General features: G+C 49.7%; 8 protein-coding genes. 5 read left to right on the top strand and 3 right to left on the bottom strand.

The annotated features are described in order from the left end of the window. Positions 1-256: 256 nt before the first annotated feature. Together serC and gyrA are read right to left on the bottom strand one after the other, a co-directional pair. Complete coding sequence (gene serC / locus NFHSH190041_RS08460; protein ID WP_261924789.1) at positions 257-1,348, bottom strand: 3-phosphoserine/phosphohydroxythreonine transaminase; 1,092 nt, start codon at positions 1,346-1,348, stop codon at positions 257-259. Between the two features lie 70 nt (positions 1,349-1,418). Beyond that, entirely contained in the window at positions 1,419-4,115 is a 2,697-nt protein-coding gene (gene gyrA, locus NFHSH190041_RS08455; RefSeq protein ID WP_261924788.1) for a DNA topoisomerase (ATP-hydrolyzing) subunit A, read from the bottom strand. Between the two features lie 366 nt (positions 4,116-4,481). On the opposite strand from gyrA, the gene ubiG reads away from it, so the two are divergent. From ubiG to yfaE, 5 genes are all read left to right on the top strand, one after another. Further along, the gene (gene ubiG / locus NFHSH190041_RS08450; protein ID WP_261924787.1) at positions 4,482-5,192 is read left to right on the top strand and encodes a bifunctional 2-polyprenyl-6-hydroxyphenol methylase/3-demethylubiquinol 3-O-methyltransferase UbiG; all 711 of its coding nucleotides are present in this window, start codon (positions 4,482-4,484) and stop codon (positions 5,190-5,192) included. A 234-nt stretch (positions 5,193-5,426) separates the two neighbouring features. Continuing rightward, complete coding sequence (locus NFHSH190041_RS08445; protein ID WP_410010871.1) at positions 5,427-6,074, top strand: HAD family hydrolase; 648 nt, start codon at positions 5,427-5,429, stop codon at positions 6,072-6,074. A gap of 425 nt (positions 6,075-6,499) precedes the next feature. Next, positions 6,500-8,788 carry a class 1a ribonucleoside-diphosphate reductase subunit alpha gene (nrdA, locus tag NFHSH190041_RS08440; RefSeq protein ID WP_261924785.1) on the top strand — a complete coding sequence of 763 codons (2,289 nt, stop codon included), beginning with the start codon at positions 6,500-6,502 and terminating at the stop codon, positions 8,786-8,788. Between the two features lie 58 nt (positions 8,789-8,846). After that, positions 8,847-9,977 (top strand): class Ia ribonucleoside-diphosphate reductase subunit beta, encoded by a 1,131-nt coding sequence (gene nrdB, locus NFHSH190041_RS08435; RefSeq protein WP_261924784.1) that lies wholly within the window; start codon positions 8,847-8,849, stop codon positions 9,975-9,977. Between the two features lie 231 nt (positions 9,978-10,208). Then, positions 10,209-10,544, top strand: a complete 336-nt coding sequence (yfaE, locus tag NFHSH190041_RS08430) for a class I ribonucleotide reductase maintenance protein YfaE (protein ID WP_261924783.1) — start codon at positions 10,209-10,211, stop codon at positions 10,542-10,544. Positions 10,545-10,745: 201 nt separating this feature from the next. Here the strand turns inward: yfaE and NFHSH190041_RS08425 are convergent, their stop codons facing one another. After that, a complete protein-coding gene (locus tag NFHSH190041_RS08425) occupies positions 10,746-12,770 on the bottom strand; it encodes an NADPH-dependent 2,4-dienoyl-CoA reductase (protein ID WP_261924782.1) in 2,025 nt (674 codons plus the stop codon). Positions 12,771-12,860 lie beyond the last annotated feature (90 nt).

The following is a 12,860-nucleotide window of genomic DNA, read 5'->3' as shown; positions in this document are numbered from 1 at the left end:
TTCATAAAAATAAACAACGATATAAATAAAAAGCGGATGTTATGGCATCCGCTTTTTTATAACGCAATATTTGTTCACACTGCGAGCACTTTTCAACAATCTGGTTATTGCCCTAAGATAACAAATACAACTGCCTATGCCACCTCACTGTAGGGAAAAGTACTGGTGGAAAGACTGGCTCCAATAACCCAATTAGCGCTTAATGCTGCTATCACCTAAACCATGAACTGAGTGACTAACCAAATGGTTACTCCACTTAGGCATGCTGCTCGGCAAATTCGGTCATAAAGTTAACCAGCGCCTGCACCCCTTCATAGGGCATAGCATTATAAATACTGGCGCGCATGCCACCGACAATACGGTGCCCCTTCAATGCTAACAGACCTCGAGCTTCCGCCTGAGCCAGAAATTCGCCATTTAAGGATTCATCAGCCAGATGGAAGGTCACATTCATCCGGGAGCGATTTTCTTTGGCCACATTATTGCGATAGAAAGGATGAGAGTCGATACAATGATAAAGGAGTTTAGCCTTATGGATATTATTCAAATCCATGGCACTGACGCCGCCATGTTCCTGCAACCAAGCAAACACTTCCCCGGCCAGATACCAGGCAAAAGTTGGCGGCGTGTTAAACATGGAGTCATTATCCCGCGCCAGGCGGTAATCTAAAATAGATGCTTGAGTCAGACTAGGAAGTGATAGCAAGTCCTGCCGCACAATCACAATAGCCAGCCCACTTGGCCCGATATTTTTCTGTGCGCCAGCATAAATCAAACCAAAGCGACTCACATCGATTTCACGGGAAAGAATATTAGAGGACATATCGGCCACAACCGGCCATGGGCAGTCGATATTTTCAAAAATCTCAATGCCATCAACTGTTTCATTAGGGCAATAATGCAGATAACGGTAATCCTCGGCCGCCCCGGACAGTGGTGAAAGTTCAACATGACGGATACCGTCATCTTCAACACAAATATCGACCACATCAATTTGCGCATGCCCGGCAATTTTTTGGGCTTCTTCTGCCGCGGCTTTCGACCATTGGCCACTCACCAGATACAAGGCCCGACCATGGCTACCAAGCAGGTTGCTTGCGACCGCAGAAAACTGTCCGCGACCGCCACCATGCATAAACAGCACATGGTAATTATCCGGAATAGCCATTAACTCACGCAGTCGCTGTTCCGCTTTTGCCGCCACAGCCATATAGTCTTTACTGCGGTGGCTGATTTCCATTACGGACACGCCATGTCCTTGCCAATCTACAAATTCCTTTTGCGCTTTATGCATCACTGCCGTTGGCAACATGGCCGGTCCGGCACAAAAATTATAAATCGCGCTCAACTCCTTACTCCTTCACTGCATGTTGGCGATATAAAAAACGGGCATCAAAAGATGCCCGTTAATGTCACAATTACTCGTCAGCCGGTTGCACCGGATCATCTGCTGGACGGGTATCATCCTGAGCTGCGGCAACCTCACCTTCCAGTGCCTCTGGCAACTCGTCGGCTTCGATTTCATCGATACGCTGCAGACCTACGACAGTTTCATCGTCTGCCACCCGGATAATACGAACACCCTGAGTGTTACGGCCAATAATGGACACGCCGTCAGCCGGAGTACGCACCAAGGTACCCTTATTGCTGATCAGCATCATTTCATCATTTTCACCGACTTGGACTGCACCCACAACCGCGCCATTACGCTCACTGACCTTGATGGATACCACACCTTTAGTGCCACGGCTCTTCGCTGGGTATTCATGCAATTCAGTACGCTTACCGTAACCGTTTTCAGTCACAGTCAAAATAGCGCCATCACCTTTAGGTACAATCAAAGAAACGACTTCCTGACCGTCTTCCAGTTTGATACCACGAACACCTGTGGCTGTACGGCCCATTGGGCGTACCCCTTTAAACTGGATTACTGGCTGGCCATTTTCATCCAGTACAGGATTGCCGTTGTCATCCAACTGGGCAATTTCTTCACCTTCTTTAAAGCGAACCACTTTACCTTCGTTGGAGAACAGCATGATGTCATCATCACCATTGGTGATATCTACACCGATCAGCTGATCGCCATCTTTCAGGTTCACAGCAATAATGCCGTTAGCACGTGGACGGCTGTATTCTGTCAGTGCAGTCTTCTTCACGGTACCGTGAGAGGTTGCCATCACAATATACTTATCCGCTTCGTATTCCCGTACTGGCAGAATCGCGGTGATACGCTCACCGTCAGACAATGGCAGCAGGTTAACAATCGGCTTACCTCTTGCTTGACGGCTGGCCAGCGGCAGCTGGTAAACCTTCAGCCAGTACATCTTACCGAAGTCAGAGAAACACAAAATGGTATCGTGGGTATTGGCTACCAGCAGTTTTTCAACGAAATCTTCGTCTTTCACCTTGGTTGCAGCTTTACCCTTACCACCACGGCGTTGTGCCTGATAATCAGTCAGCGGCTGATATTTGGCATAACCGGTATGAGACAGGGTAACTACCACGTCTTCTTCATTGATCAGATCTTCCAAGCTGATATCAATTTCATTGGCATTGATTTCAGTGCGGCGGGCATCACCGAATTGCGCCAACACTTCTTCCAGCTCTTCTTTGATCACTTCCATCAGACGCTCTGGACTGCGCAGAATAAACAGCAGCGCGGCGATAACTTCCAGCAGCTCTTCATACTCAGCCAGGATCTTTTCATGTTCCAGACCGGTCAGCTTGTGCAGACGCAGGTCCAAAATCGCCTGAGCTTGTTGCTCAGTGAGGAAATACAGACCATCGCGGATACCGAATTGAGGCTCCAGCCATTCAGGGCGGGCAGCATCATCACCGGCTTTTTCCAGCATGCCCTGAACATTGCCCAGTGCCCAGCCTTGTTCCACCAGCTTAACTTTGGCGTCGCTAGGACTTGGCGAGGCTTTGATCAGTGCAATAATCGGGTCAATATTGGCCAGCGCCACCGCCAATGCTTCCAGAATATGGGCACGGTCACGGGCTTTACGCAGTTCAAATACGGTACGGCGGGTCACAACCTCACGGCGGTGCAGAATAAAGGCTTCCAGCATCTCCTTAAGGTTGAACAGTTTAGGCTGACCATTAGCCAGAGCCACCATGTTGATACCAAACGAGGTCTGCATCTGAGTCTGGGAGTACAGGTTATTCAGTACCACCTCACCCACTTCACCGCGCTTGATCTCAATCACGATACGCATACCGTCTTTATCAGACTCGTCGCGCAGGCCACTGATACCTTCAATCTTCTTATCTTTAACCAGCTCAGCAATCTTTTCGATCAAACGAGCCTTGTTAACCTGATAAGGAATTTCGGTGACGATAATACGCTCGCGGCCATTGTGTTCCGTTTCCACTTCGGCTCGGGCGCGCATAATGGCTTTACCCCGACCGGTATGGTAGGCGTCGATAATCCCTTTGCGACCATTAATAAAGGCAGCCGTTGGGAAATCTGGGCCAGGAATGTAATCCATCAGCTGTTCAATGGACAGCTCAGGAGCATCAATCAATGCCAGACAGCCCTGAATCACTTCATTGAGGTTGTGTGGCGGAATATTAGTTGCCATACCAACGGCGATACCGGATGCACCGTTTACCAGCAGGTTCGGGATCTTAGTTGGCAGAACAGCGGGGATCTGCTCGGTACCGTCATAGTTTGGTACGAAATCAACAGTTTCCTTATCCAGATCAGCCAGCAGCTGATGCGCCAGCTTTTGCATCCGGATCTCGGTATAACGCATTGCCGCAGCAGCGTCACCGTCGATGGAACCAAAGTTACCCTGACCGTCTACCAGTGTGTAGCGCAGGGAGAAAGGCTGTGCCATACGCACAATCGTGTCATAAACTGCACTGTCACCGTGAGGGTGATATTTACCGATTACATCACCGACAACACGGGCTGATTTTTTGTAGGGCTTATTCCAGTCATTTTTTAGTTCATTCATTGCGAACAGCACACGACGGTGAACCGGTTTCAAACCGTCCCGCACGTCAGGCAATGCCCGCCCTACAATCACACTCATGGCGTAATCGAGGTACGAATTCTTGAGTTCGTCTTCAATATTAATTGGCGAAATTGATGAAGCCAGATCAGTCATAAACTGCTCGATCCCCTGAAAATTTAGCTGACGACCTGTAAAGGCGATCAATACTCAGCTAACAAACGTGATTTGGCATTCTAACACAGTTATTTATTGTCGCCAGACCTTACCCTGAATCAAATAAGCAAGCTCGGCATACCAGCATAAAAAGCCAGCATTAGTGTGTAAAAAGTCCGGAATAGATCACTGAAATAAACACAAAACCGGATAATGGCTATTTTCCCTGTTTACTATTTAAGCGTTATCGATAAATAAAAATCTGATGCCAATCTGTTTTCCAGTGATCCCTTTATTGTTTTATATTTCGCCTCTGCCGCATAATGTCCGGGTTTAGCTAAATTAAAATCAATAACAGGTTAATCCATGGAACAGCATCAAAATGTCGACCCCAGTGAAATCGCCAAATTTGAAAAAATGGCTGCCAGCTGGTGGGATCCCAACGGTGAATTCAAGCCCCTGCATCAACTCAACCCGCTGCGGCTCAATTATATTGACGATCATGCCGGTGGCATCTTCGGTAAAGCCGTGTTGGATGTCGGCTGCGGCGGCGGTATTTTATCTGAGAGTATGGCGCGTCTTGGGGCCAGGGTAACCGGTTTAGATATGGGACAAGAGCCCTTGGAAGTGGCCAAGCTCCATGCACTGGAAACCGGCGTATTGATTGATTACTGCCGCGATACCGCAGAGCAGCATAGCCATGACCATCAGGCGCACTATGACGTTGTCACCTGTATGGAAATGCTTGAGCATGTCCCAGATCCTCAATCAGTCATCCAAGCCTGCTGTGAGATGGTCAAGCCCGGCGGTTGGGTATTTTTCTCTACCATCAACCGTAATCTGCGCTCTTATGTGGAAACCATTATCGGAGCTGAATATCTATTAAAGATGCTCCCGATCGGGACCCATGATCACGGTAAATTTATCAGGCCCTCTGAGCTGATGGCGATGGTGGACAATACTGAACTGTTAAATCGAGATGCGGCGGGGATCACCTACAACCCCCTCACGGGTTTGTTTAAATATACCGCCTGCGTGGATGTCAATTATATGATTGCCACCCAAAGAGCCGAGTAAGCTTAACAAAGCCTAGATATTGGAATTGGATATGCCTGTTGACACACGAATGCTCACCATTCATTGCGCGTCATTCATGCAGTGCATGTGTAAGAGCATCGAGGCACAAAGTGATTGTTGCTAATACTGTGACTACAGGCATATCTGTCATATACCAAGCGGGATAAATCAGTGACCCAACACCAGACATCTAAAACAGCGTCAGCGCCCCAGCCCTCACCGTCATCCTTAACGCTGCCGATTCAGGCCGTCCTCTTTGATTTAGACGGCACTTTAGTAGACACCGCGCCGGATTTAATTGCCGCGCTTGATTGTGCCCTGCAAGAAGCGGGACTCCCTTGCTGTAATGCCAAGCTCATGCGACCAGCAGCCTCCCATGGCAGCTTGGCCATGGTGCAAGCTGCCTGCCCGGATATGCCAGCGGCGACTCAACAGGCGTTACAACAACGGATGCTGCACTGGTATAACACGGTCAATGGCCAACATGCGCAGTTGTTTGCAGGCATGGAGACATTACTGACGTTTTTGCGCTCTCGTCAGATCCCTATTGGGGTGATTACCAATAAGCCGGCCCGCTTTACCCGCCCCCTCTTACAACGGATGGGGCTATTGCCATTGATGCAGTGCGTAATAAGTGGTGATAGCTGCACCCGCAATAAACCGGACCGCGCCCCGATGTTATTGGCGGCGCAGCAGTGTAATATGGCCCCGCAGTCAGTGCTGTATCTGGGGGATGCCGAGCGTGATCTGCTGGCCGCTCAGGCGGTGGGCATGCAAGGCGGCGTGGCACACTGGGGCTATATCGGCCCGCAGGATCACCCCGAAAACTGGCCATCAACCATCATGTTGGCTAATCCAGCGCAACTGACTTTACTGCTTTAAAGCAAATGTAAAGCAGTAAATCGTCCGATTAATCCGGTTGGTTGTTATTTTTGCAATCGAACTGACAAAATGCGGCAGCTGAAAAATCAGCCTAATGGCTGAAGTGCTTTGCAAATTCAGCTCTGGGGGTTAGCTGCCGCTAACTGCGCTGATTATCCTCATGATACTCACAGATTATCCCCACAAACGCATCTTGCAAATCAGCCAATACCTCACTATCTTGTATCTGAAATCCAAAAACACACCATATATTGTGTTTCAGCCTAAATAAGCACAAATTTCAGCCTCACGGACAACAGATAAAAATCAGCTAAAAGTGATCTGAAATACCCCTGTTGCAGCAGATTTTACAACAGCGCCGGGCTAAAACAGAAAAATATAGGGTAAACCGCCATTTTTACAGATATTTTCAAGGCCAATCTTCAATGAATAGCAATATGACAGTGACCAAACGTAGTGGTGAACGGGAAAACATTGACCTGGACAAAATCCACCGTGTCATTACTTGGGCAGCCGAGGGGTTGGACAAGGTTTCCGTCTCGGAAGTGGAGCTGCGCTCTCACCTGCAATTCTATGATGGCATTCCCACTGAAGCGATTCATGAAACCATTATCAAAGCCGCCGCAGATCTGATCTCGCCAGAGTCACCGGACTATCAGTTCTTGGCCGCCCGACTGGCAGTATTCCACCTGCGTAAAAAAGCCTATGGCCGTTTTGAGCCACCAGCACTGTATGACCATATCACTCGCCTGGTGGATCTGGGCAAATATGACCGCCACCTGCTGGAAGATTACAGCAAAGAAGAGTTAGATATTCTCGACAGCTATGTGGATCACTGGCGCGATATGACGTTCTCATATGCGGCGGTAAAACAGCTGGAAGGCAAATACTTGGTGCAGAACCGGGTGAGCGGAGAAGTGTATGAGAGCGCGCAGTTCCTCTACATTCTGGTTGCAGCTTGCCTATTTGCCCGTTACCCACGTGAAACCCGGCTGCAATACATCAAAGATTTCTATGATGCGGTGTCTACCTTTAAGATTTCGCTGCCCACTCCCATTATGTCGGGTGTGCGGACGCCTACCCGTCAGTTCAGCTCCTGCGTGCTGATCGAGTGCGGTGACAGCTTAGACTCCATCAATGCGACCGCCTCCTCCATCGTTAAATATGTCAGCCAGCGTGCAGGCATTGGTATCAATGCTGGCCGTATTCGCGCGCTGGGCAGCCCAATCCGTGGCGGTGAAGCCTTCCATACTGGTTGCTTGCCGTTTTATAAATATTTCCAGACCGCAGTGAAGTCATGCTCCCAAGGTGGCGTGCGCGGTGGGGCCGCTACACTGTTCTACCCTATTTGGCATTTAGAAGTGGAATCCCTGCTGGTACTGAAAAATAACCGCGGGGTGGAAGATAACCGTATCCGCCATTTGGATTACGGCGTACAGCTCAACAAGCTGATGTACACCCGACTGATCAAAGGTGGCAATATTACCCTGTTCAGCCCATCGGATGTACCCGGTCTCTATGATGCCTTCTTTGAAGATCAGGATGAATTTGAACGCCTGTACCTACAGTACGAGCAAGATGACAGTATCCGTAAAAAGGCAGTGAGAGCATCAGAGCTCTTTTCACTGCTGATGCAGGAGCGCGCCTCCACCGGTCGTATTTATATCCAGAATGTGGATCACTGTAATACCCATAGCCCGTTTGATGCCAAGGTTGCGCCAATCCGCCAGTCTAACCTGTGCTTGGAAATTGCATTGCCAACCAAACCACTCAATGCCGTGGATGACGCTGAAGGGGAAATTGCCCTTTGTACACTGTCGGCGCTGAACCTGGGCGCAATTGATAACTTAGCTGAGCTTGAGCATTTAGCCGACCTCGCCGTACGGGCATTAGATAGCCTGCTGGATTATCAGGACTACCCGATTAAAGCGGCGCAAAATGCATCGATGAATCGTCGCACCTTAGGTATTGGCGTGATCAACTTTGCCAATTATCTGGCCAAACACGGCGTGAAGTACTCAGATGGCAGCGCTAACAACCTGACCCATAAAACCTTTGAAGCCATGCAGTATTACCTGCTGCAAGCGTCAATGAAGCTGGCCCGGGAGCAAGGTGCCTGCCCATCCTTTGCTGATACCAACTATGCCAAAGGGATCTTGCCCATTGATACCTATAAGCGTGAACTGGACAAGATCACCAATGAGCCGCTGCATCTGGATTGGGAAGGGCTACGCCAGGATATCGTGCGTCACGGCCTGCGTAATTCAACTCTGTCAGCACTGATGCCATCAGAGACCTCATCGCAGATCTCCAATGCCACCAATGGTATTGAGCCACCACGCGGGCTTATCAGTGTGAAAGCCAGTAAAGATGGCCAACTGAAACAGGTGGTACCGGATTTTGACGAGCTGAAACACAATTATGAGCTGCTGTGGCAGATGCCGAATAATGAAGGCTATCTGCAGCTGGTGGGAATTATGCAGAAATTTATCGATCAGGCGATTTCAGCAAATACCAATTATGATCCAGCCCGCTTCCCCGGACATAAAGTGCCTATGCAGCAGTTGCTTAAAGATCTGCTGACGGCGTATAAATTAGGGGTTAAGACCCTTTACTACCATAACACCCGGGATGGCGCATCAGATCACTATGATGAACTGACGGCCATAGAGCAGGAAGACGATGGCTGCGCAGGCGGGGCCTGTAAGATCTAAACCGTTTTAGTGTTATACCCTGGGGCCGAACAGGCCCCTTTGTCAGGAACAGAGCAATATGGCTTATTCAACCTTTTGTCACACCCCTAATGACCCGACTAAAGAGCCGATGTTTTTCGGTCAGCCGGTCAACGTTGCCCGCTATGATCAACAAAAATACGAAGTTTTTGAAAAGCTGATTGAAAAGCAGCTGTCTTTTTTCTGGCGGCCAGAAGAGGTGGATGTCAGCCGTGACAAAATTGATTACGGCAAACTGCCGGATCACGAACAGCATATCTTTATCTCCAACCTGAAGTACCAGACTCTGCTGGACTCCATTCAGGGCCGCAGCCCCAATGTAGCATTTTTGCCACTGGTCTCGTTGCCGGAATTAGAAACCTGGATTGAGACCTGGTCATTTTCAGAAACCATTCACTCCCGCTCTTATACCCATATCATCCGTAATATCGTCAATGACCCGGGTAAAGTGTTCGACGATATCGTGGTTAACAAAGAGATCCTGAAGCGGGCAGAAGATATTTCCGTTTACTATGACGAGCTGATCCGCCTCACCCAGGTATATGAACTGCACGGCGAAGGCACCCACACCACAACCACAGGTGAAGTCACTGTTTCACTGCGTGAGCTGAAAAAGCGGCTTTACCTGTGCATGATGTCTGTGAATGCCTTGGAAGCCATTCGCTTTTATGTCAGCTTTGCCTGCTCTTTTGCCTTTGCTGAGCGCAAAGTCATGGAAGGTAACGCCAAAATTATCCGTCTGATCGCTCGGGATGAAGCACTGCACCTTAATGGCACCCAGCATATGATCAACCTGATGCAAGCGGGTAAAGATGATCCTGAAATGGCTGAAATTGCCCGGGAATGTCACCAAGAAGCCTATGAGCTGTTTGTGCGGGCAGCCGAGCAGGAAAAAGCTTGGGCTCACTACCTGTTTAAAGATGGCTCCATGATCGGTCTTAATGAGCAGATCCTGTGTCAGTATGTGGAATACATTACTAACCAGCGCATGAAGGCGGTTCATCTGCCACTGCCCTATGCCGAAATCAACAATCCACTGCCTTGGATGAAAAACTGGCTGGAGAGTGATTCAGTACAGGTGGCACCACAGGAAGTGGAAGTCTCCTCTTATTTAGTAGGCCAGATTGATTCGGCCATTGATGAAAACGAATTTTTGGATTTCGATCTCTAAGCTTGACGCCAGCGCGCAATTCGCTGATATTCGCCCCACTGACTTCAACTCAGCTGGGGCGTAATTTCCCCCGGTATTGTCAGTCACAATCCGGCTGCTCAAGCAAGCACAGAAAGCCAACACACATAAAGAGCAAAATATGGCGAACCCTTGGGGCTGGGATACAAGGTTAACGTCATCGCTTTAAGGCAAGAGTTTTAAGATAATTTTGCGTTATTTTGGGTAAGTAAGATGGTATTTAAAAAAGCGCCTATCGTCAGTTGCGGTAACCAACCTGTGTTACTGTTCCAAGAGCCGCACCGCACACTACTCAGTGCTCTAGAAGCCAAAAAAGTCCGTATCTTTTCTGAATGCCGCAGTGGATTTTGCGGCGCTTGCAAAACCCGGCTACTGCAAGGAGAAGTGCGTTATCTTACGCCGCCGCTGGCTGCGTTGGGGGAGAATGAATGTCTGCCCTGCTGCTGCGTTCCTGTCACTGATATCAGCTTAGATCTTAGCTGTGAAGGCGCCGAAATCGCCAAACGCCAAGCTTACAATCCGGTTAAACAGGCACTGGAAACCAGCTGAACCCACGCAAACGCATCCCACTACCTGTTTAACCGCATTCCTCTACATGTTTAACCAAATGTTGTTTGCCACCATTTTGCGCCCGCCCAGCATATTTCATCACAGCGATAGCATTAACATATCACGCCCGAACAGCAATGCTGCCGGGCGTGATATTGTTGATAGTGAGTAGAGAAAAAAACGTACCGCGCTTATTACGGCTTACAACTGCAGTGCCAATTCGACGCCCTGACGAATAGCCCGCTTGGCATCCACTTCTGCTGCCACATCAGCGCCGCCAATCACATGCACCGGCAAGCCAAGGGCTTGCAACTCATCAACCATCGCTAGATTTGACTCCTGCCCGGCACACAGCACTACGTTATCTACCGGCAACACTTCTTCCCGGTCATCAATAATAATATGCAGCCCCTGCTCATCAAATTTGTCATATCGGACACCTGTGAGTACCTTCACCCCATGTTGTTTAATCACACTGCGGTGTACCCAGCCACTGGTTTTCCCCAATCCTTTACCGGCTTTAGTGGTTTTACGTTGTAGCAAATACACTTGCCGCGCCGGATTTTGGTGCACTTCTCCGGCGACCGCTAACCCACCCGCCTGACGATATTGAGTATCAATGCCCCATTGCTGGTACCAAATTTCCGGATTAAGAGTACTGGATTGCCGCTCACACAGATAATGAGCCATATCAAACCCGATCCCGCCAGCGCCAATCAGGGCAACCTTATCCCCGACACTCACTTCTCCACGCAATACCTGCTGGTAAGTCACCACTGCGGGATGATCAAAGCCCGGCAACGCCAGATGGCGCGGCACCACCCCACTGGCGACCACCAGCTCATCAAAGGTTTCTTGCTGTAATAGCGCTGGCGTTAACCGGGTCTTAAGCCGCATTGTCACCCCATGGCGCGCTAGCTGATTGATAAAGTAACGAATAGTTTCATTAAACTCTTCTTTGCCGGGAATTTTACGGGCCAGATTAAACTGCCCCCCCACTTCGCTACTGGCTTCAAACAGTACCACTTTGTGACCACGCTGGGCGGCATACAGGGCAAATGACATTCCGGCCGGGCCTGCGCCCATCACCGCTATCCGTTTTGGTTGCTCCGTCGCGGTAATCGGCATTTCAGTTTCATAACAAGCGCGGGGGTTGACCAGGCAACTGGCGCGCTTCATAGCAAAGGTATGGTCTAAACAGGCCTGATTACAGCCGATACAGGTATTGATAAGGTCACTCTGCCCGGCCGCAGCTTTATTGACGAGTTCAGGATCAGCCAGAAACGGCCGCGCCATCGACACCATATCGGCCTGCCCGGATGCCAAGATCTGCTCAGCAAGCTCCGGGGTATTAATGCGGTTGGTGGCCACCAGCGGCACAGAAACCTGTTGTTTCAGCTTTTGCGTCACCCAGGTAAAAGCGCCCCGTGGTACAGAAGTGACAATGGTGGGAATTCTGGCTTCATGCCAGCCAATGCCGGTATTGATAATCGTAACGCCAGCCTGCTCCAACCATTTGGCTAACGTCACCACTTCATCCCAGCTAGAACCGTTATCCACCAGATCCAGCATCGACAAGCGGAAAATAATAATAAAGTCTTCACCGACCGTTTCACGGATCCCTTTCACTATGTCTAAGGCAAAACGGCAGCGGTTTTCAAAGCTGCCGCCCCAACTGTCGGTGCGTTCATTGGTCCGGCGGCAAATAAACTGATTAATCAGATAGCCTTCTGAGCCCATAATCTCTACCCCGTCATAACCGGCTCGCCGCGCTAAGCGGGCACTGCGGCAATAAGCAGAGATAGTCCGGCGCACCTGACCATCGGACATGGCACTGGGTTTAAAAGGACTGATCGGCGCTTTAATGGCACTGGGTGCCTGACTGAAAGGATGATAACCATAGCGGCCGGCATGCAGGATCTGCATACAGATTTTCCCGTCAGCCTGATGCACTGCATCTGTCACGATACGGTGGCGTTTAACCTGCCAAGGAAAGCTCAGCTGAGCTGCATGGGGAGCCAAACGCCCGCGAAAATTGGGCGCGATACCGCCCGTCACAATCAGGCCAACCCCGCCTGCTGCCCGCTCGCGGTAAAATGCTGCCAATTTCTCAAACCCGCCTTTTTCCTCCTCCAGCCCAGTATGCATGGAACCCATCAACACCCGATTTTTCAGCCGGGTAAAGCCCAAATCCAATGGCGCAAGTAAATGGGGAAATGCCGACATGTAAACATCCTTTTTAAACAAGTAATTGAATTGAGCATACCCTGTGCTATCGCTTAGCTCAACCAAGCAACTGATCACATTGATAACCAA

This window comes from Shewanella sp. NFH-SH190041, from assembly GCF_024363255.1.
Taxonomy (GTDB): Bacteria; Pseudomonadota; Gammaproteobacteria; order Enterobacterales; family Shewanellaceae; genus Shewanella.
Note: the sequence above shows the minus strand (reverse complement) of the source record. Positions and strands in the feature narration are given on the sequence as shown.

Excerpts from the sequence above, each read along its gene's own strand:
- gyrA (WP_261924788.1), bottom strand. The coding sequence starts at position 4,115 with ATGACTGATCTGGCTTCATCAATTTCGCCAATTAATATTGAAGACGAA.
- ubiG (WP_261924787.1), top strand. The coding sequence starts at position 4,482 with ATGGAACAGCATCAAAATGTCGACCCCAGTGAAATCGCCAAATTTGAA.
- nrdA (WP_261924785.1), top strand. The coding sequence starts at position 6,500 with ATGAATAGCAATATGACAGTGACCAAACGTAGTGGTGAACGGGAAAAC.
- nrdB (WP_261924784.1), top strand. The coding sequence starts at position 8,847 with ATGGCTTATTCAACCTTTTGTCACACCCCTAATGACCCGACTAAAGAG.
- yfaE (WP_261924783.1), top strand. The coding sequence starts at position 10,209 with ATGGTATTTAAAAAAGCGCCTATCGTCAGTTGCGGTAACCAACCTGTG.
- NFHSH190041_RS08425 (WP_261924782.1), bottom strand. The coding sequence starts at position 12,770 with ATGTCGGCATTTCCCCATTTACTTGCGCCATTGGATTTGGGCTTTACC.